Annotated in this window: 17 protein-coding genes; 14 read left to right on the top strand and 3 right to left on the bottom strand. The window is 66.9% G+C overall.

All coding sequences use genetic code 11. From position 1 onward, the window contains the following. The first annotated feature begins 64 nt into the window (after positions 1-64). From ACU4E7_RS20385 to lpxB, 14 genes are all read left to right on the top strand, one after another. Complete coding sequence (locus ACU4E7_RS20385; RefSeq protein ID WP_447019944.1) at positions 65-1,069, top strand: 30S ribosomal protein S2; 1,005 nt, start codon at positions 65-67, stop codon at positions 1,067-1,069. Between the two features lie 109 nt (positions 1,070-1,178). Continuing rightward, positions 1,179-2,102 carry a translation elongation factor Ts gene (tsf, locus tag ACU4E7_RS20380; RefSeq protein WP_238121246.1) on the top strand — a complete coding sequence of 308 codons (924 nt, stop codon included), beginning with the start codon at positions 1,179-1,181 and terminating at the stop codon, positions 2,100-2,102. A gap of 19 nt (positions 2,103-2,121) precedes the next feature. Then, positions 2,122-2,895, top strand: a complete 774-nt coding sequence (gene pyrH, locus ACU4E7_RS20375; RefSeq protein WP_447019943.1) for a UMP kinase — start codon at positions 2,122-2,124, stop codon at positions 2,893-2,895. Between the two features lie 129 nt (positions 2,896-3,024). Continuing rightward, positions 3,025-3,588, top strand: a complete 564-nt coding sequence (gene frr, locus ACU4E7_RS20370) for a ribosome recycling factor (RefSeq protein WP_238121247.1) — start codon at positions 3,025-3,027, stop codon at positions 3,586-3,588. 44 nt (positions 3,589-3,632) lie between these two features. Further along, positions 3,633-4,397 carry an isoprenyl transferase gene (locus ACU4E7_RS20365; protein ID WP_447019942.1) on the top strand — a complete coding sequence of 255 codons (765 nt, stop codon included), beginning with the start codon at positions 3,633-3,635 and terminating at the stop codon, positions 4,395-4,397. Continuing rightward, positions 4,397-5,212, top strand: a complete 816-nt coding sequence (locus ACU4E7_RS20360; RefSeq protein ID WP_447019941.1) for a phosphatidate cytidylyltransferase — start codon at positions 4,397-4,399, stop codon at positions 5,210-5,212. The genes ACU4E7_RS20365 and ACU4E7_RS20360 overlap by 1 nt, the downstream gene beginning before the upstream one ends. 55 nt (positions 5,213-5,267) lie before the next feature. Further along, positions 5,268-6,485, top strand: coding sequence for a 1-deoxy-D-xylulose-5-phosphate reductoisomerase (gene dxr, locus ACU4E7_RS20355; protein ID WP_447019940.1), 1,218 nt, complete (start codon positions 5,268-5,270; stop codon positions 6,483-6,485). A gap of 52 nt (positions 6,486-6,537) precedes the next feature. After that, on the top strand, positions 6,538-7,695 hold the full coding sequence (gene rseP, locus ACU4E7_RS20350) for an RIP metalloprotease RseP (RefSeq protein WP_238121249.1): 1,158 nt from the start codon (positions 6,538-6,540) through the stop codon (positions 7,693-7,695). A 186-nt stretch (positions 7,696-7,881) separates the two neighbouring features. Then, the gene (bamA, locus tag ACU4E7_RS20345; RefSeq protein ID WP_238121250.1) at positions 7,882-10,407 is read left to right on the top strand and encodes an outer membrane protein assembly factor BamA; all 2,526 of its coding nucleotides are present in this window, start codon (positions 7,882-7,884) and stop codon (positions 10,405-10,407) included. A gap of 76 nt (positions 10,408-10,483) precedes the next feature. Further along, positions 10,484-11,569 carry a UDP-3-O-(3-hydroxymyristoyl)glucosamine N-acyltransferase gene (gene lpxD, locus ACU4E7_RS20340; protein WP_238121251.1) on the top strand — a complete coding sequence of 362 codons (1,086 nt, stop codon included), beginning with the start codon at positions 10,484-10,486 and terminating at the stop codon, positions 11,567-11,569. Further along, positions 11,566-12,051 carry a 3-hydroxyacyl-ACP dehydratase FabZ gene (gene fabZ / locus ACU4E7_RS20335; protein WP_238121252.1) on the top strand — a complete coding sequence of 162 codons (486 nt, stop codon included), beginning with the start codon at positions 11,566-11,568 and terminating at the stop codon, positions 12,049-12,051. Before lpxD ends, fabZ begins: the two co-directional genes overlap by 4 nt. Before the next feature lie 2 nt (positions 12,052-12,053). Next, positions 12,054-12,860, top strand: coding sequence for an acyl-ACP--UDP-N-acetylglucosamine O-acyltransferase (gene lpxA / locus ACU4E7_RS20330; RefSeq protein ID WP_447019939.1), 807 nt, complete (start codon positions 12,054-12,056; stop codon positions 12,858-12,860). A gap of 53 nt (positions 12,861-12,913) precedes the next feature. Then, a complete protein-coding gene (locus tag ACU4E7_RS20325) occupies positions 12,914-13,771 on the top strand; it encodes an LpxI family protein (protein WP_238121254.1) in 858 nt (285 codons plus the stop codon). After that, complete coding sequence (gene lpxB / locus ACU4E7_RS20320) at positions 13,768-14,985, top strand: lipid-A-disaccharide synthase (protein ID WP_447019938.1); 1,218 nt, start codon at positions 13,768-13,770, stop codon at positions 14,983-14,985. The genes ACU4E7_RS20325 and lpxB overlap by 4 nt, the downstream gene beginning before the upstream one ends. A 257-nt stretch (positions 14,986-15,242) precedes the next feature. Here lpxB and gltA read toward each other — a convergent pair whose 3' ends face one another. The 3 genes from gltA to ACU4E7_RS20305 form a co-directional block, all read right to left on the bottom strand. Then, positions 15,243-16,553, bottom strand: a complete 1,311-nt coding sequence (gene gltA, locus ACU4E7_RS20315) for a citrate synthase (protein ID WP_238121255.1) — start codon at positions 16,551-16,553, stop codon at positions 15,243-15,245. A gap of 102 nt (positions 16,554-16,655) precedes the next feature. After that, entirely contained in the window at positions 16,656-17,321 is a 666-nt protein-coding gene (gene mobA / locus ACU4E7_RS20310) for a molybdenum cofactor guanylyltransferase MobA (RefSeq protein WP_447021674.1), read from the bottom strand. Between the two features lie 127 nt (positions 17,322-17,448). Next, positions 17,449-20,094, bottom strand: coding sequence for a glycosyltransferase (locus ACU4E7_RS20305; RefSeq protein ID WP_447019937.1), 2,646 nt, complete (start codon positions 20,092-20,094; stop codon positions 17,449-17,451). Between the last annotated feature and the right edge of the window lie 52 nt (positions 20,095-20,146).

Below are 20,146 nucleotides of genomic sequence, written 5' to 3'. Positions count from 1 at the left end.
CGGTGCCCTTGGTTCCTGACGGATCGAGGGTACGTCCGCGGAGGTTCAACCGGAGATTAAGACAATGGCGCTCCCCGATTATTCGATGCGTCAGCTGCTGGAAGCTGGCGTGCACTTTGGGCATCAGTCCCACCGTTGGAACCCCAAGATGGCTCCGTACATCTTCGGCGTTCGCAACAACATCCACATTCTCGACCTGTCGCAGACCGTGCCGGCGCTGCATCGCGCGCTGCAGGCGGTGTCCGACACCGTGGCCCAGGGCGGCCGCGTGCTGCTGGTCGGCACCAAGCGCCAGGCGCAGGACGCGGTCGCCGATGCGGCCCACCGTTCCGCCCAGTATTTCGTGAACCACCGCTGGCTCGGCGGCATGCTCACCAACTGGAAGACCATCTCCAACTCCATCGCCCGGCTGAAGAAGCTGGAGGAGATGCTGGCGGGTCCCGAGCAGGGCTCCGGCTACACCAAGAAGGAGCGTCTCACGCTCTCCCGTGAAAAGGAGAAGCTGGAGAAGGCCCTCGGCGGTATCCGTGACATGGGCGGCCTGCCCGACCTCCTGTTCGTGATCGACACCAACAAGGAAGACATCGCCGTGAAGGAGGCTCAGCGCCTCGGCATTCCGGTGGCGGCCATCCTCGACACCAATTGCGATCCGGACGGCATCGCCTTCCCGGTGCCCGGCAACGACGACGCCGGCCGCGCCATCCAGCTCTATTGCGATCTGATCGCCCGTGCCGCCATCGACGGCATTGGCCGCAGCCAGAGCGATCTCGGCTTCGACGTGGGCGCCGAAGAGGCGCCGCTGGTGGAAGAGCTGCCGGCCGTGGGCGGCACCTGGATCGCTTTCGAGCCCCTGTCCGGCCCCCGTGGCGTGGCTGACGATCTCAAGAAGCTCACCGGCGTGAGCCCTGAGATCGAGCAGAAGCTGAACGACCTGGGCGTCTTCCACTTCTGGCAGGTCGCCGGCCTCGATTCGGTCGATGCCGCCCGCATCGGCGAAGAGGTGGGTCTGCCGGGCCGCGTGGACGGCTGGGTGGCCCAGGCCAAGGAGATGTCGGCCGAGGTCGAATGATCTCGTCGCAGGGCTGATAGGAAATGTAGGTAATGGGGGCGCGGAGCGTCCCCGACGGCCGGCTCGGGACAACCCTGGCCGGCCGTGGCGCGAGAAGAAGGGATTGAACATGGCTGCGATCACCGCCGGGCTGGTGAAGGAACTGCGCGACAAGACCGGCGCAGGCATGATGGACTGCAAGTCCGCGCTCACCGAGACGAGCGGCGACGTCGAGGCCGCCATCGACTGGCTGCGCAAGAAGGGTCTCGCCAAGGCCGCCAAGAAGGCCGGCCGCGTGGCCGCCGAGGGCTTGGTGTCCGTCGAGTCCGCCGGTCACCATGCCGCCGCCGTGGAAGTGAATGCGGAAACCGACTTCGTCGCCCGCAACACCGATTTCCAGGCGTTCGTGCGCGAGGTGGCGAAGGTCGCCCTCAACACCGAGGGTACCCTGGAGGCGGTGGCTTCCGCCAAGTTCCCCGGTGAGGACGTCACCGTCGCCGACAAGCTGACGGCGCTCATCGCCACCATCGGCGAGAACATGACCCTGCGCCGGGCCGCCAAGCTGACCGTGTCGGCGGGCGTGGTGGCCACCTATGTGCACGGCCAGGTGGTCGAGGGCCAGGGCCGCATCGGCGTGCTGGTGGCGCTCGAGTCCACCGGCGACGTGGAGAAGCTGTCGGCGCTCGGCCGTCAGATCGCCATGCACGTGGCGGCGCTCAACCCGCTGGCGCTCGACGCCTCCGGCATTCCCGAGGAGACCATCGCCCGTGAGAAGGCGATCCTGCTCGAGAAGCACCAGGGCAAGCCCGCCAACGTGCAGGACAAGATCGCCGAGAGCGGCATGAAGAGCTTCTTCAAGGAGAACACCCTGCTCGATCAGGCGTTCGTCCACGACGGCTCCAAGTCCGTGGCCCAGGTGCTGAAGGAGGCCGAAGGCCAGGTCGGCGCTCCGGTCAAGCTCACCGGCTTCGTGCGCTATGCCCTCGGCGAGGGCATCGAGAAGGAAGAGAGCGACTTCGCGGCCGAGGTGGCTGCGGCCGCCGGTCAGTCCTGACCGGTGGGAGGTTGCGCCAATGCCGGTCTCCATCTCCGACGATTCGGATGTTCCCGATCCGGTGGTGCCCTATGGGGCGCCGGGTCTGCCGTATCCACGGATCCTGGTGAAGGTTTCCGGTGAGGCGCTGATGGGGCCGGAGCCCTTCGGCCTCCATCCTCCAACGGTCGCGGGCATCGCCCGCGACCTGGTCGCGGCCCGGGCGTTGGGCTGCGAAGTGGCGGTCGTGGTCGGCGGCGGCAACATCCTGCGCGGGGCGCGGGTGGCCGGCGAGGATCTCGACCGCGCGACGGCCGACCACATGGGCATGCTCGCCACCGTGATGAACGGGCTGGCGCTGGAGCAGGCCATCGAGAAGGCCGGCGCCCCCGCGCGCACCCTGTCGGCCATTCCCATGCCGACGGTGTGCGAGCCCTATGCGCGCCAGCCCGCCATGCGGCACCTGCGGCGCGGCCGCATCGTCCTGCTGGCCGGCGGCACCGGCAATCCGTATTTCACCACCGATACCGGCGCCGTGCTGCGCGCGGCAGAGCTCGATTGCGACGCGGTGTTGAAGGCCACCAACGTGGATGGCGTCTATACCGCCGACCCGAAGGTGGATCCCACCGCCACCCGCTATGAGCGCCTCACCCACGACGAGGCCCTGGCCCATGACCTGAAGGTGATGGACGCCGCGGCTTTCGCGCTGGCGCGGGAAGCGGCGTTGCCCATCATCGTGTTCTCGATCCGTGAGCCCGGCGCCATCGCCGCCGCGGCGACCGGCACGGGGCGGGTGACGGTGGTGGCGCCGTGAGCTGCTGAACGGCGGCCGGTGGCGCCTGGATCCGGCGCCGATTTATGAACTTCGCCGTCGCCCTCGGGGCGACGAAAGGATAAAAGGTTCGGCCGTCCGCGCCGAGACGTGACTGCACAGGGGAATGCCATGAGCACCGGTTCCTTCGATATCGCCGACATCAAGCGCCGCATGCAGGGCGCCATCGGCGTGCTCAAGGATGAGCTCGGCGGGCTGCGCACGGGGCGGGCCTCCGCCAGCCTGGTGGAGCCCATCACCGTGGAGGCTTACGGCTCCAAGATGCCGCTCAACCAGGTGGCCACGGTGTCGGTGCCGGAATCGCGCATGCTGCAGGTGCAGGTGTGGGATCGCGGCATGGTTGGCGCGGTGGAAAAGGCGATCCTGAACAGCAACCTCGGCCTGAACCCGGCCACCGAGGGCCAGGTGCTGCGGCTGCGCATTCCCGAGCTGAACCAGGAGCGCCGTCAGGAGCTGGTGAAGGTGGCGCACAAATATGCCGAGGCCGCGCGGGTTTCGGTGCGTCACGTGCGCCGGGACGGCATGGACCAGCTCAAGAAGCTGGAAAAGGACGCCGAGATGAGCTCCGATGACCTGGAGCGGCTCTCCAAGGATGTGCAGAAGGCCACCGATGAGGCCATCGCCGAGGTGGATCAGGTGGTGGCCGTCAAGGAGAAGGAAATTCTCTCGGTCTGAGCTGCGGGTGAAAGGAGCGCCACGCGTTGAGCCCCGAGCATGCCATGACCTTGCCCGCCGCCGGCGACGAGGGCGCCCCCAGCGGGACGCCGGCGATGGTGCCCACCCATGTGGGTATCATCATGGACGGCAATGGGCGCTGGGCCACCGCGCGCAAGCTGCCGCGGGTGGAGGGCCATCGGCGTGGGGTGGAGGCCCTGCGGCGGTGCGTGCATGCGGCGCGCGAGCTCGGCATCCGCTACCTGACCATCTACAGCTTCTCGCACGAGAACTGGTCACGGCCGCTCACTGAGGTGAGCGAGCTGATGGGGTTGCTGAAGTTCTTTATCCGTAACGATCTGGCTGATCTGCACGCCTCTAATGTGCGGGTGCGCGTCATCGGCCAGCGGGCGGGGCTTGCCAAGGAGATCTGCGCGCTGCTGAGCGAGGCGGAGGCCCTCACCCGCAACAATACGGGCCTCACCCTCATCGTCGCCTTCAACTATGGCGGACGCCAGGAGATTGCCGCCGCCGCCGCCGCCATCGCCGCCGACGCGGTGGCCGGGCGGATCCGGCCCGAGGATGTGACGCCGGAGATGATCGCCGCGCGGCTGGAGACGGCGGGCATTCCCGACCCCGACCTCATCGTGCGCACGTCGGGCGAGCAGCGCCTGTCCAATTTCCTGTTGTGGCAGGCGGCGTATGCGGAATTCGTCTTCCTGCCCATCTACTGGCCGGATTTCGACAAGGCGGCGCTGATTGCTGCGGTGACGGAATTTGCCCGCCGCGAGCGCCGGTTCGGTGGCGTGACCCCATCGGCGGCGCGCTGATGCGGGCCATTGGCGGCGATCTGAAGAATCGCACGGTTTCGGCTTTGGTTCTGGTGCCTCTGGTGCTGGGCATCACCGTGCTCGGCGGCTGGGCGTTTGCCGCTTTGTGGCTGCTGGCGGGGCTCGCCATACTGCACGAGTGGGGGGAGATCTCGCGGCTGGGCCAGCGGGCCGCTTGGTTCACCCTGTGCGCGGTGACCCTGTGCGGGGCCGGCGCGCTGCTGATGCTGTCCGATCGCCATTATGCGCTGAGCCTGCTGCTGATCGGCGCGGCCGGGGCCGCCCTGGTGGTGCCGCGTCAGAGCGTGTGGAGCCTGTCCGGACTGCTGGTGGCGGGAGCGGCGGCGCTGCCGGTGATCGCGCTGCGGGGGCAGGGGCCCCTGGGCCTGCTGGCGGTGCTGTTTCTCTACGCAGTGGTATGGGCCACCGACATCTTTGCCTATTTCTCCGGCCGCCTTCTGGGAGGCCCCAAGCTGTGGCCGCAGGTCTCACCCAACAAGACCTGGTCTGGCGCCATCGGTGGCGTGCTGGCGGCGGTGGCGGCCGGGCTGGCGGTGGCGGCCATCGGCGGCGTCGGAAATCTGCTGCCGCTGGTGCTGGTGGCGGCGGGCCTCAGCATGGTGAGCCAGGCCGGCGACCTCGCCGAATCGGCGGTAAAGCGGCGCTGTGGCGTGAAGGACGCGAGCCGTCTCATTCCCGGTCATGGCGGCCTTCTGGATCGGCTGGATGGATTCGCAGCCGCTGCGCTGGTGGCGCTTGTGCTGGCCGAATTGCGGATGGCCATCGATCCTGCCGCCGGCCTGCTGATGTGGTAGGACCTGCGTCATGAAGACACCGGCCATAAGAACGTCGGCCATGAAGACGTCGGCGATGACGACACCGCTCCGGTCGGCGCCGGGGCCACGACCCGACGGCGCGCCGCAGCGGCTGTCGATTCTCGGGGCAACCGGCTCCATCGGGCACAGCGTCGCGAAGGTGCTGGCGGATGCGCCCGGGCGGTTCACCGTGGAAGCGGTGGCCGGTGGGCGCCAGGCGCGGGCGTTGGCCGAAATGGCGGTGCGGCTGAACGCGCGGTTCGCAGCGGTGGCGGATCCCGCCGCCGGCGCGGAATTGGCGGAAGCGTTGGCGGGCACCGGCATCGCCTGCGGGGCGGGACCTTCGGCGGTGTGCGAGGCGGCCGCCCGCGAGACCGATCTGGTGGTGAGCGCCATCGTCGGCGTCGCCGGGCTCGCTCCCTCGGTGGCGGCACTGGGGGCGGGGCGGCGCATGGCCCTTGCCAATAAGGAATGCCTGGTGGCGGCGGGCGACTTCTTCATGGCGGAAGCGGCGCGGCGCGGCACCGAGCTGCTGCCCATGGACAGCGAGCACAATGCCATTTTCCAGGCCCTGTCGGCGGCGCCGGACGTGGCGGTGGAGCGGGTGACCCTTACGGCATCGGGCGGGCCGTTCCGCCTGAAGAACCGGGACGAGATTGCCCGGGCGACCCGTGCCGATGCGCTCAAGCATCCCAACTGGTCCATGGGCGCGAAGATCACCATCGATTCGGCGACCTTGATGAACAAGGGGCTGGAACTGATCGAGGCCCGCCATCTGTTCGCCCTGGCGCCGGAGCAGCTCGATGCGGTGGTGCATCCCGAATCCGTGGTGCACGGCCTGGTGTCGTTCGTGGATGGGATGGTGGTGGCAGGGCTTGCGGTGCCCGATATGTGCGTGCCCATCGCCCACTGCCTGGCCTATCCGCAGCGCCTGTCCATCTCCAGCCGGCGGCTCGATCTGGTGCGCTGCGGCCAGTTGACGTTCGAGGCGCCGGACGAGGTGCGTTTTCCCGCTTTGCGGCTCGCCCGGGCCGCCATGGCGGCGGGCGGGGCGGCGCCGACCCTGCTCAACGGTGCCAATGAGGTGGCGGTGGCCGCCTTCCTCGAAGGGCGCATCAGCTTCTACGGAATCACCGATCTGGTGGAGGAGACCCTGGCGCGGGTCAGCGCCGGCGCGGCACCCGCCAGCGTCGAGGAGGCCCTGGCTGTGGATCAGGAGGCGCGACGGCTGAGCGCGGCGCTCTTGCCTAAGTTTGCCGCAAAGGCATCCTAAGAGGCAAAGTACGGGCGGCGCGACGCCGGTTCCGGCGCAAGGACGAGGGACGATGGACGCAGTTTCGGCTTTGGGAGCCAGTCTCACCGGTTTTGGCACGTCGCTGCTGGGCTACATCATTCCCTTTCTCTTCGTGCTCACCCTTGTGGTGTTCTTTCACGAGCTTGGGCATTTCTGGGTGGCGCGGCGGGCCGGCGTGCGGGTGGTCACCTTCTCGCTGGGCTTCGGCCCGGAGATCGCCGGGTTCTATGACCGGCACGGCACCCGCTGGCGGCTCTCGGCCATTCCGCTCGGCGGCTATGTGAAATTTTTCGGCGATGAGGATGCCGCCTCGGTGCCCGATCAGGCCCAGCTCAACCACATGAGCGCGGCGGAGCGGCGGGAGAGCTTCTTCTTCCAGCCCCTGAAGTGGCGGGCAGCGATCGTCGCCGCGGGGCCCATCGCCAATTTCATTCTCGCTATCGTCATCTTCTCCCTGGTCTTCATGGTGTTCGGGCGCCAGGAGACGGCGCCGCGGGTGGACCAGGTGAGTGTCGGCAGTGCCGCCGAGCGGGCCGGCTTCAAGCCGGGGGACCTGGTGCTGTCCATCGACGGCTCGCCGGTGGAGAGCTTCGCGGACATGCAGCGCATCGTCGGCATCAATGCCGGGCAGCCTCTGGCCTTCCGGGTGGAGCGCGGCGGCGCCGAGGTGGGGCTGACGGCGACCCCCGAGCTGAAGGAAGTGAAGGACGGCTTCGGCAACGTGCATCGCACGGGGCTGTTGGGAATCTCGCGATCGCTGGCCCAGGGCGACATCACCACCCGCCGCTATGGGCCGGTGGAGGCGGTGGGCATGGGGGTGCAGGAGACCTGGTTCGTGGTCACCCGCACCTTCGACTATCTGGGCGGGCTCATCGTCGGCCGGGAATCAGCGGACCAGCTCGGCGGGCCGATCCGCATCGCCCAGGTTTCCGGGCAGGTGGCCACGTATGGAATCGGCGCGCTGCTGTCGCTGGCGGCGGTGCTGTCCGTTTCTATTGGTCTTCTTAACCTCTTTCCCATCCCGATGTTGGATGGGGGGCATCTTCTGTTCTACGCTTTCGAGGCGGTGAGGGGGCGCCCGCTGAGCGCGCGCACCCAGGACATCGGGTTCCGGATCGGGCTGGCACTGGTGCTGATGCTGATGATCTTCGCGACCTGGAACGATGTCCTGCATATTGCTGCAATGTAAGGGCTTTGTGGGGGTGCTAGGGGTCGTGGCGGCAGCGCAACGGTCTCGGCAAAAAGGCGGGCAGGATGGTGCGCTCGGTTTGCAGCGCGATCAAAAGCCTGTAAAAGCGGCTCCACAGGGTGAGAATCCGTTGCGGGTCCCCGCACGGGTTCGTGATCGTCGACATTTCTTAAGGTTGCGTGCCACATGACTGCTCCGCTCCGGGTGTTGAGAAAGCTGGCCGCCGCAGTAGGCATTGCCGCATGTGTGGCGGTGTCGGCGGGGGCTGGTTCCCTTGTCGTGGCAAGCCCGGCCGCAGCTCAATCGAGCTCCATCGTGGTCGAAGGAAACCGCCGTGTGGACGCGGAGACGATCCGCTCCTACTTCGGCAAGGGGCCTTACACGGCCGCCAAGGTCGACGAGGCCTGGAAGGCGCTCTATGCGACCGGCCTGTTCTCCGATGTGCAGGTCAGCCAGTCGGGTGGCCGCATCATCGTGCGGGTGTCCGAGAATGAGGTGATCAACAAGGTCGCCTTCGAGGGCAACAAGAAGATCAAGGATGAGGTGCTGGCGGGCGAGGTTCAGTCCAAGCCGCGGGGCACCCTGTCCAAGGCCACCGTGCAGGCCGACACGCAGCGCATCATCGATGTGTACCAGCGCTCGGGCCGCATGAACGTCCGGGTGAACCCGGTCACCATTGATCGCGGTAACGGCCGTGTGGATCTGGTGTTCGAGGTCACTGAGGGTGAGAAGGTCGGCGTCAAGGACATCAAGTTCGTCGGCAATAAGGCGTTTTCCGACTGGAAGCTGAAGGACGTCATCTCGACCACCACCACCAACTGGCTGTCGTTCCTGAAGTCCACGGACGTGTACGATCCGGATCGGGTGAATTCCGATCAGGAGCTGCTGCGCCGCTTCTATCTGAAGAATGGCTACGCCGATTTCCGCATCCTGTCGGCGACGGCGGAGCTGGATCCGGCCGGCAATGGCTACATCATCACCTTCACGCTGGATGAGGGCGAGCCCTACAAGTTCGGCAAGGTGGATGTGGTCTCCAATATCCGCGACGTGACCCCGGAATCCCTCAAGGGGGTGGTGCGGGCCGTCGAGGGGCAGACCTACAACGCCGACATGGTGGAGAAGTCTGTCGAGAACATCACCATCGAGGTGTCGAAGAACGGCTATGCCTTCGCCCAGGTGCGTCCGCGTGGCGATCGCGACTTCGAGGCCAAGCGGATCAACGTGCTCTTCGTGGTCGAAGAGGGGCCGCGGGTGTATGTGGAGCGGATCGAGATCCGCGGGAACACCCGTACCCGCGATTGGGTGATCCGGCGTGAGTTCGATCTGGGCGAAGGCGATGCCTACAACCGCGTCCTGGTGGATCGGGCGGAGCGGCGTCTGCGCAACCTCGGCTACTTCAAGACCGTGAAGATCTCCACCGAGCCCGGCTCGGCCCCCGATCGCGTCATTCTGGTGGTGACGGTCGAGGATCAGCCCACGGGTGAGTTCGCCATCTCCGGCGGCTACTCCACCTCGGACGGCATCATTGGTGAGATCTCCCTGGGCGAGAAGAACTTCCTGGGTCGGGGGCAGTATGTGAAGGTGTCGGGCTCCTGGGGTCAGAATGCCCAGGGTGCCGAGTTCTCCTTCACCGAGCCTTACTTCCTGGGCTACCGTCTGGCCGCCGGCTTCGATCTCTACTGGAAGGAGACGCAGGCGACCAGCTACACCAGCTATGCCACCAACACGGTGGGTGGCGGTCTGCGGTTCGGTCTGCCGATCACCGACGAGGTGACGCTGGCCCTGCGCTACAACCTCTACCAGCGTGATCTGTCCACCTGCGATATCGACACCTACAACACCTACGAGCTGCAGCAGTATTGCCAGAGCACCACCTCGTGGGCGGTGCGCGAGGCGGTGGCGCAGGGGTCGACCATCACGTCGGCGCTCGGCTACACCCTGTCGTTCAACGGTCTCGATAACAGCCAGAACGCCACCCAGGGCCTGTATGCAGAGCTCAAGCAGGATCTGGCGGGTCTCGGCGGCGATGTGAACTTCATCCGCACCACCACCGACATCCGTCACTACACCCCCCTGATGTACGGCGACGCGGTGCTGTTGCTGCATGGTCAGGCGGGCTATGTGAGCTCCTGGGGTGATGACGACCTGAACATCACCGACAACTTCTTCATGGGTCCCAACCTGGTGCGTGGCTTCGCCCCGTCCGGTATCGGTCCCCGTGACGTGGCGCCCTGCGCGACCCGTGCCGCCAATGGCACGGCGAACGTTGCGACCGCCGCTTACTACAACTGCCTTCAGAACAATTCGACGGCCCTGGGCGGCACGCTCTACTGGGGTCTGTCGGCGGAAGTGCAGTTTCCGCTGGCCTTCCTGCCGAAGGACATCGGTCTGAAGATGGCGGTGTTTGCCGATGCCGGCTCGGTCTATGACTACAATGGCCCGACCACCTTTTCGGGTGTGCCCGGCTGGAACACCAACAACTTCTACGGCAACTCGAACCTCGTGAACTGCGCCAGCACCGGCTACAACACGAAGAACCCTGTCGGTAACGTCTGCGTCGCCGATGAGAATGTGGTGCGGTCGTCCATCGGCGCCAGCCTCATCTGGCAGTCGCCCTTCGGTCCGCTGCGGTTCGACTATGCCTGGGCCATGTCGAAGGCCAGCTACGACGACATCCAGGAATTCCGCTTCTCGGGCGGCACCCGGTTCTGACATCTCTCTCCTAAAGGCAGGCGCCGGAGGGCCGAGGCGAAAGCCGACGCTGTCCGGCGCCTGATCATGTCTAGCTATGAGCGAGCCTGTATTCTTCCCGCTGCCGGAGCCCCTCACCCTGGCGGCCATTGCAACCCTGTGCGGGGCGCAGCTGCGTCCAAAGGACGGGGAAGACGTGGAGGGGGCCGGCACGCGGCTGCTGCGCGGCGTCGCCACGCTGGAGACCGCGGGTCCCGACGAACTCGCCTTCTGCGACACGCCGCAGTTCGCGGACAAGATGGCCAGCAGCCGGGCAGGGGCCTGCATCACCTCCGAGCGCTTCGCCGCCAAGGCTGAAGGGGCTTTGCCGCTGCTGATCGCCCCCCGTCCGGCTGCCGCATTCCTGACGGTGATCCGCACGCTCTTTCCCGCAGCGCTGCGGCCCCTATCCATCTTCGGGCAGGAAGGCGTCGCGCCCGGTGCGCAGGTGCATCCTTCGGCGCGGCTCGAGCACGGGGTCACGGTGGATCCGGGCGCGGTGGTCGGTCCCGGTGCAGAGATCGGTGGGGGAACGGTGATCTGTGCCGGCGCCATCATCGGCCCCAACGTGCGCATCGGCCGCAACTGCTCCATTGGTCCTGGCGTCAGTGTCATCCATGCGCTGGTCGGCAATAACGTGATCCTGCACGGCGGCGTGCGGATCGGCTCCGATGGCTTTGGCTACCAGCCGAGCCCGCGCGGCCATCTCAAGGTGCCCCAGCTCGGCCGTGTGGTGCTGCAGGATGACGTGGAGATCGGTGCCAACACCACGGTGGATCGCGGCGCACTCTCCGATACCGTCATCGGCGAAGGCACGAAGATCGACAACCTGGTGCAGATCGCCCACAACGTGGTGATCGGTCGCCACTGCATCGTGGTGTCGCAGACCGGCATTTCCGGCTCCACCCGCCTCGGCGATTTCGTGATGCTCGGGGGCCAGGTGGGCGTGGTGGGGCACGTCACCATCGGTGATGGCGCGCAGATCGCGGCCTCAAGCAATGTGAACAGCGATGTTCCGCCCGGCGTGCGCTGGGGCGGTTCGCCGGCAAAGCCCGTGCGCGAGTGGTTCCGCGAGGTCACCACGCTGAAGCGGCTGGCGGCCCGTGGCGCGCACGGCGAAGGAAAGGAAGAGGACAAGGCATGAGCGAGACGGTTCCCTCGCAGGTGGCCACCGGCGACGAGAAGGTGCTGGAGAGCGCGGACATCCAGAAGGTGCTGTCGTGCCTGCCCCATCGCTATCCGTTCCTGATGGTGGACCGGGTGGAGCGCATCGACGGTGATGCCTCCTGCGTCGGCATCAAGAACGTGACGGCGAACGAGCCCCATTTTCAGGGCCACTTTCCCGGCAATCCGGTCATGCCCGGCGTGCTCATCATCGAGGGCATGGCCCAGACGGCGGGCGTGGTCTGCGTGCTCGGCAAGGACAAGCAGCAGCCCTCGCTCGTGTATTTCATGACCATCGACGAAGCCAAGTTCCGTCGTCCGGTGGTGCCAGGCGACGTGCTGGAATACCACATGACGCGCATCTCCCGGCGGCGGAATATGTGGTGGTATCGGGGCGAGGCTCGGGTGCGGGGCGAACTGGTGGCCGAAGCCAAGGTCGGCGCCATGATCGTGGAGAATTGAGCGTGCCGAAAATCGACCCCACCGCCCGTGTTGAAAACGTGGCGGGGCTTGCTGATGACGTGGTCATCGGCCCTTACTGCATTGTCGGTCCGCATGTGGTGCTGCACGAGGGGGTCAAGCTGCACGCCCACGTGAATATCCAGGGCGACACCACGGTGGGTGCCGGTACCGAGATCTATCCCTTCGCCTCCGTGGGCACGCCGCCACAGTCGGTGCACTACAAGGGCGAGCGCACCAAACTCTTCATCGGCGAGAAGTGCCAGCTGCGCGAGCACACCACCGCCAATATCGGTACCGCCAATGGCCGCGGCGAAACCCGCATCGGCAATGGCGTGATGATGATGGTGGGCGCCCACGTGGGGCACGACTGCATCGTCGGTGATCAGGTCATCTTCGCCAATAACGCGACGCTCGCGGGCCACGTCTCGGTGGGCGAGTTCACCTTTCTCGGCGGCTTGTGCGCGGTGCACCAGTTCACCCGCATCGGCGCGCAATGCATGATCTCCGGTCTGACCGGGGTGCGCGAGGACGTGATCCCCTACGGCAACGTGCTGGGCCAGGCCGGCAAGCTGGTGGGGCTCAACGTCATCGGCATGCGGCGGCGCGGCTTCACCAAGACCCAGCTGCACGAGGCGCGGGCGATCTACCGCGATCTATTCTTCGGCGAAGGCACCTTCGACCAGCGCCTGGCGCAGGTGCGCGAGAAGGTGGAAACCTCGCCCTTCGCGGCGCAGGTGATGGCCTTTATCGACGCGGATCGCAATCGCGCGCTGTGCCATCCCTCGCGAGGCGTGAGCAGCGAGGCGTGAGCCGCGAGCCGGATCCAATGGGGCGCGCATCCGCGTCTGCCGGGATGGAGACCATGGACGAGCGACCCTTGGGTATCGTCGCGGGAAGCGGCGCCTTCCCGGCGGCGGTGGCCGAATCGGTGCGGGCGCAGGGCCGCGAGGTGGTGCTCTTCCTCATCCAGGGCTTTGCCGATCCCGCATTGGAACGCTACGAGCACCATTGGTTCCGCCTCGGCTCTTTGGGTTCGGTCGCGTCGAAAGCGAAGGCGCGGGGCATCCAGCAGGTGGTCATGGTGGGCGGGCTCACGCGGCCGCGGCTGCGCGATCTCGGCCTCGATTGGACGATGCTGCGATTGCTGCCGCGCATTGCCGGCCTGTTCCGTGGTGGCGACAATCATCTGCTTTCCGGCGTGCTGCAATTGGTGGCGGAACAGGGCTTCACTTTGTCCGGTGCCCATGAGGTGGCGCCCGGCCTCCTGCTGCCGGAAGGGGTGCTGGGCGGCGTGACGCCGAGCCCCCAGGACCGCGCAGATGTGGCGCGCGGCCTCGACGTCATCCGCGCCCTCGGACCCTACGATGTGGGGCAGGGGGTGATCGTGGTGGATGGCTGGGTGGCCGCCGTGGAGGCGGCCGAAGGCACCGATCAGATGCTGGCGCGCTATGGCGAGCTGCGGCGCAGCGGGCGGCTGCGGGTGAGTGCCGGCCATGGCGTGCTGGTGAAGGCGCCCAAGCCCGAGCAGGATCGTCGGATCGATCTGCCCTCCCTGGGGCCGGCCACGGTGGCGCGCGCCCACGAGGTGGGGCTGCGCGGCATCGCCTTCGAGGCGGGCGGGGCCATCGTGCCCGAGACCCAGGCGCTGGTGGCCGCTGCCGATGCGGCCGGCCTGTTTGTCGTCGGTGTGGGCCACGGTGCCCCTGGAGCGCTCGCGTGACGACCGGCGAGGGGGCGGCCCCGCAGGCGCCGCGCGCGGCGCCGCTGCGCATCTTCGTGGTGGCGGGGGAAGAATCCGGCGACCAATTGGGCGGCGCGCTGATGGAGGCGCTGGCCCAGGCGGCTGGCTCCCCGCTCCATTTTCGTGGGGTTGGCGGCGCCCGGATGGCCGCCGCAGGGCTGGAAAGCCTCTATCCCATGGAGGACCTCACCGCCATCGGCGTGACGGCGGTGATTGGCAAGCTGCCCATCATCCTGCGCCGGCTGCGGCAGACCGTGGCGGCGATCCTCAAGGATCCGCCGGATGTGCTGGTGCTGGTGGATGCACCGGATTTCACCCACCGCGTGGCGGCCCGGGTGCGGGCGGCCAATCCGCGCATTCCCATCGTGAAATATGTCTCGCCCACCGTGTGGATCTGGCGGGAGGGACGCGCAGCGGCCATGCGGCCCTATGTGGACGCGCTGCTGGCGCTGCTGCCGTTCGAGCCGGAGGTGCATCGGCGCCTGGGCGGGCCACCCACCTTCTACGTGGGTCATCCATTGCTGGAACACCTGGATGAGCTGCGCCCCTCAGCAGCCGAGGCCGAGCGCCGCCGGGCGGAGCCTGCCCGCGTGCTGGTGCTGCCGGGCAGCCGGCGGCGCGAGATCTCCCGCCTTGGGGCGGACTTTGGGGCGGCGCTGGCGATGGTGGCGGCGCAGCGCCCGCTGGATCTCGTTCTACCCACCCTGCCGCGGCTGAAGGGGCTGGTGGAAGAGACGGTCGCATCGTGGCCGGTCAAGCCGCGCATCGTCACCACGCCCGAGGAGAAATATGCGGCCTTCCGCACGGCGCGGGCGGCGCTCGCCGCCTCGGGGACGGTCACCCTGGAACTCGCCCTGGCCGGCGTGCCCCATGTGGCCGCCTATCGTGTGGGCTGGCTGGAGGCGCAGATCGGCCGGCGCGTGCTGAAGGGCACGACGGTGATCCTCGCCAATCTGGTGGTGGGCGCAGACGTGGTGCCGGAATTCCTGCAGGAGTTCTGTAACCCGCAGGTGCTCGCTACGGCCCTGGGCGAGATGCTGGAGGACAGCCCGCGTCGCCAGCTGCAGGAGGATGGCTTCGGCCGGCTCGACGACATCTTCGCCATCCGTGGCCCCAGCCCCAGCGCCCGGGCTGCCGAGGTCGTGCTGCGTTTGGCCCGGAGCGGCCGACCGGCGGCGCTGCCCGGAGCGTGATCCGTGCGCCGCTGCGGCGCGCACCGCTCTCCCTCACATCTGCATTCTGCTGGTCTGCGGGCCGCGAGGCCGCGGGGACCGCGCCATGTGTCGCGCGCCCACTGGCAACGGCGTGCGCCGCCAGTGGGCGCGGCAGGGGCCTATGAAAACAGGGCGAATGAAAACAGGGCGAAACCTTGCGGTTTCGCCCTGTTGGTCTCAGGCGCCGCGGCGGGGAAGCCGCCATGCGGGCCGATATCGTGTCGTCTGTCCGCGGCTCACTTGCGCTGCGACATGGGGATGTAGTCGCGACGATCGGCGCCGGTGTAGAGCTGACGGGGACGGCCAATGCGCTGGCTCGGATCCTCGATCATCTCCTTCCACTGGCCGATCCAGCCCACGGTGCGGGCGAGAGCGAACAGCACGGTGAACATGGTGGTGGGGAAGCCCATCGCCTTCAGGGTGATGCCCGAATAGAAGTCGATGTTCGGATAGAGCTTCTTCTCGATGAAGTATTCATCGTGAAGGGCAATGCGCTCCAGCTCCACGGCCACGTCGAGCAGCGGGTCATCCTTGATGCCCAGCTCGGTCAGCACTTCGTGGCAGGTCTTCTGCATGATCTTGGCGCGCGGGTCGTAGTTCTTATAGACCCGGTGACCGAAGCCCATGAGACGGAACGGATCGTTCTTGTCCTTGGCGCGGGCGATATACTCGGGGATGCGGTCCACGGAACCGATTTCCGCGAGCATCTTCAGGGCCGCCTCGTTGGCGCCGCCATGGGCGGGACCCCAGAGGCAGGCGACGCCGGCCGCGATGCAGGCGAACGGGTTGGCGCCCGAGGAGCCGGCGAGGCGCACCGTGGAGGTGGATGCATTCTGCTCGTGATCGGCATGCAGAATGAAAATCTTATCCAGGGCGCGGGAGAGCGTGGGGCTCACCTTGTATTCTTCGCAGGGAACCGCGAAGCACATGTTCAGGAAGTTGGACGTATAATCCAAGCTATTCTTTGGATAAACGAAGGGCTGGCCAACGGAATATTTGTAGGCCATGGCCGCCAGCGTCGGCATCTTCGCGATCATGCGGATGGATGCGATGAGGCGCTGGGTCGGGTCAGAAATGTCGGTCGAGTCGTGATAGAAGGCCGACAGAGCGCCGACCGAAGCCACCATGATGGCCATCGGGTGGGCGTCGCGGCGGAAACCGTTGAAGAAACGGGTCATCTGATCGTGAATCATCGTGTGATGAGTCACGGAATGGTCGAATTCCGCCTTCTGGGCGGCGGTGGGAAGCTCCCCGTAGAGCAGGAGATAGCAGGTCTCCAGGAAGTCGCCGTCCTCGGCGAGCTGCTCGATGGGATAGCCGCGATAGAGCAGAACGCCCTCGTCGCCGTCGATATAGGTAATCTTACTTTCGCAAGAGGCCGTCGAAGTGAAGCCGGGGTCGTAGGTGAACATCCCGGTCTGGCCATAGAGCTTCGAGATGTCGACCACGTCAGGCCCGATGGTTCCCCCGCGGATCGGCAGGTCCCAGCTCTGCTCGCCCAAGCTCAGCTTGGCGGATTTGGCCCCGGTGTTGTTGGTGGCGTCCATGGATCCCTCATCCTTTGGGCGGACTGGGCGCCTTCGCTGGCGCGAAGCCGCCGCAGCGCAGTCCTAAACCCTCCCCAATCCTGCCGCAAGCATGACCATGCTTCATTGCAGGGCAGAGAGGCGAAATTCAGCAACGGTAAGGTCTTCCGGCGTGTTCACGTTGAAGAACGGATCACCGTCTGCCGTCTCCCAGTTTTCTGTTACGGCGCCAAGGGTCTCGAGGAGAAGCCCGACTTTCCGCTGCCCTGCAGCAAGAGCCTCGGCCAGCGGTTCGCGGGCCCCTGGCGGCCATAGCGCGATGACGTGATGGCGCTGTCCGGCCGAAGCCGCGCAGACCACCCCTGCGCTGCCGGTATACCGATGTATGAGTCGGGAGACCAGATCGCCGGGCAGAAATGGTGTGTCTGCGGGAACCGTCAGCAGCGGGGTCTCGGGCGATTGCCGGGCCAGCCACTCCAACCCCGCCAGAACTCCAGCCAGGGGGCCGGGCCGCCCGGCCAGCGTGTCGGGCACCAGGGGCAGGCCGAAGCCGGCATACAGTTCAGCGGGATCGTTGGTATTGATGGCAAGGCCCGCCACCTGCGGTGCGACGCGCGCCAGCACGTGGGCAATGAGCGGGCGGCCGGCGAGGGGCACCAGCGGCTTGGGCACCAGCGGCTTGGGCACCAACGGCTTGGGCATCAGCCGCTTGGGCAGCGGAGCCGCGGTGCTGGTCGCCATGCGGCGCCCATGGCCGCCAGCGAGGATGAGGCCGTACGGGAGGGGCATGGATCTCATGGTGCATCGCCCGAGCGCAAAAGCAAACGCCCGGCCGTGGGGCCGGGCGTCGCATCACTGAAAGCGGAAGATCGCCAGCCGCGCGGCTGGGCGTGTGGCGCGCGGGGGAGGGCGCGCGTCAATCCACCAGCGCCGGGGGGCGGCTCGAGGTGAGTCGACGCGGCAGCAGCGGCGCCACCTTGGCGATGATTGCCCGCCACAGCGCAAAGTCGTTCAGCCGCGAGTTCTCGAACCAGCCGATCAGCGCCGCCGCCGCGAACGGCAGGCTCTGCACCATCAGGGCGATACCGTAGAGATTGATCTCGCGGATATGCCGCCAGTCGTTCTTGGTCAGCGCCACGCCGGGCATGTTGTTCAGCACGATGAGCGCGATGCCGGCCAGCAGCAGCAGGCCGCCGAGGGTCGCCTCGGGCAGGGCCGGGAAGTGGCGGGCCGCGCCGGCGAGCCAGTTCTTGCCCTTGGCGGTGCGGGCGAAGGCCAGATCCTTGTAGCGGAAGCCGTCCAGCACCGCCTTGGCCACCGTGTACTGCACCGCGCTCGCCGCCACTGCGGCGCCGAGCATGCGCAGGGGCGTGGTTTCCACCCGCAGCCGGTAGAGGCTGACGAAGTGCAGCAGATAGACCAGGAAGGTCATGAGGATGGGCAGGGTGAGCACATAGGCCGGCACCGAGACGCCGAACAGCAGCACGAACGGCACGAAGGCGAGGGACGCCAACGCCATGGCGGCGCCCACCGATTCCGAGCCCAGCCAGGAGATCCAGCCCAGCACGAAGTGGCGCTTCTGGGCCGTGGTCAGGCGCGAGCGGCCGGGCAGGAACCGCCGCCAATGCTTCTTGATGATCTGGAAGCCGCCATAGGCCCAGCGGTGGCGCTGTTTCTTGAAGGCCTCGAAATTGTCGGGCAGCAGGCCGTAGCCGTAGCGCTTGCGGGTGTAATGGGTCTTCCAGCCGTTCTCGGCGATGGAGAGGCCGAGATCGGTATCCTCGCAGATGGTGTCCGACGACCAGTTGCCGGCTTCCACCATGGCGGCGCGGCGGATCAGGCACATAGTGCCATGCACCACGATGGCGTCGTCCTCGTTGCGCTGGACCATGCCGATGTCGAAGAAGCCGGCATATTCGGCATTCATCGCTTCGTGCAGGGGGCTGAGGCCGGCGTCGCGATGGTCCTGCGGCGCCTGGACGAGACCCACGGTGGGGTCCTCGAACACGGGCACGAGGTCCTTCAGCCAGTCTGGCGTCACCACATAGTCGGCGTCGATGACACCGATGATCTCGGCGTCGGAGGCGGTGTGATCCAGGGCGATGCGCAGGGCACCGGCCTTGAAGCCGGCCACCTTCTCCGCATTGATGAACTTGAAGCGGTCACCCAGCTTGGCGCAGTGCGCGCGCACCGGCTCCACCATCGCCGGGTCGGGCGTGTTGTTGATGATGATGATCGCTTCGAAGTTCGGATATTCCAGCTTCGCCAAGGCGTCGATGGTCTCGATCAGCATCTCCGGCGGCTCGCGATAGGCGGGCACATGGATGGAGACCTTGGGGAAGCGGGACGGGGTGGCGGGTTTCAGCGATTCCACCAGGCGATGGGGGCCGTTGCCGAACGCGATGGCGGCCATCTCCTCCACCCGGTAGAGCAGCACGAACACCAGGGGCACCAGCATCACCACGCTGAGCGCCAGGGTGACGTAGTCGCCGCCGGTCACATAGTGGTTCATCCAATAGTCCACCACCGTCGCCAGCCAGGCGGCGACGCCGTTGGCCGCGCCGGCCAGCACCAGGCCCTGGGACATGGTGAGGTCGCGCATGCGCAGCAGCGGCAGAGTGAACAGCACGCCCAGCAGCAGGGCCAGGATGGCGGTGGGGGCGTAGCTGTGCTCAACGATGGGGCCGGTGAGGGGGAACTTCAGGTTCCGGTCGGCATCGAACACACCCCAGTACTGGCCCACCGAGCCTTCGTTCTGCTTCTTGGGCAGGTCGAACGCCTCGATGATGTTGTACTCGATGCCGAGCGCGTCCGCCCGCGCCACGAAATCGCGGATGATCTTGGCCTGCTCGATGGGGTCGGGCACGCTGGCGCCGCGGTTGAAGCCGTGCGAGGGCCAGCCGAACTCGCCGATGACGATGCGCTTGCCGGGGTAGGCCGCGCGCAGGCGGTTGTAAGCGTTGATGGTGAAGTCCACCACCTTGTCGGCCGGCACGTCCTCCCAATAGGGCAGGATGTGGGCGAGGATGAAGTCCGCGGAGGCGGCCACTTCCGGGTGGTCGAGCCAGGTGTTCCAGATTTCGCCGGTGGTCACCGGCACGTTCACCTGCCGCTTCACCTGGCGGATGAGCTCGGCGAGCTCGCGGTCGTCCATGTCGTCACGCAGCAGGGTTTCGTTGCCGACCACCACCGCCTGCACGTTGCGGTTCTTCTTGGCCACCTCGATCACGCCCGCGATCTCGCGGTCGTTGCCGTCCTTGGCCTTCTCGATGACGGCGCCGGTCTGCTTATCCTTGTCGCGGTTCAGCCACGCGCCAGCGGTGACCTTGATGCCCTCCTCGCCGGCGATGGGCGCGATCAGCTCCTTGCCGTTGGTGGACGAATAGGTCCGCACGCCCCGGGTGTAGGGCGCCACCACCTTCATGTCGGAACGGATCTGCGCTGCGTTTGTCGGCGCCTCGCCTTCCGGGCTCATGCTCCGGCTGAAGGGGGCGAACGACAGGCTTTGGAAGCGATCCGTGACGTTCGGAGCGCTGACCTCGGGACGCAGGGAAATCCACATCGCGGCGTGGATCGAAGTCACAATCGCGATGACCGCTGCCGCAGCAGCAAGA

The sequence above is a fragment of the Xanthobacter sp. ZOL 2024 genome (assembly GCF_052932325.1).
Note: the sequence above shows the minus strand (reverse complement) of the source record. Positions and strands in the feature narration are given on the sequence as shown.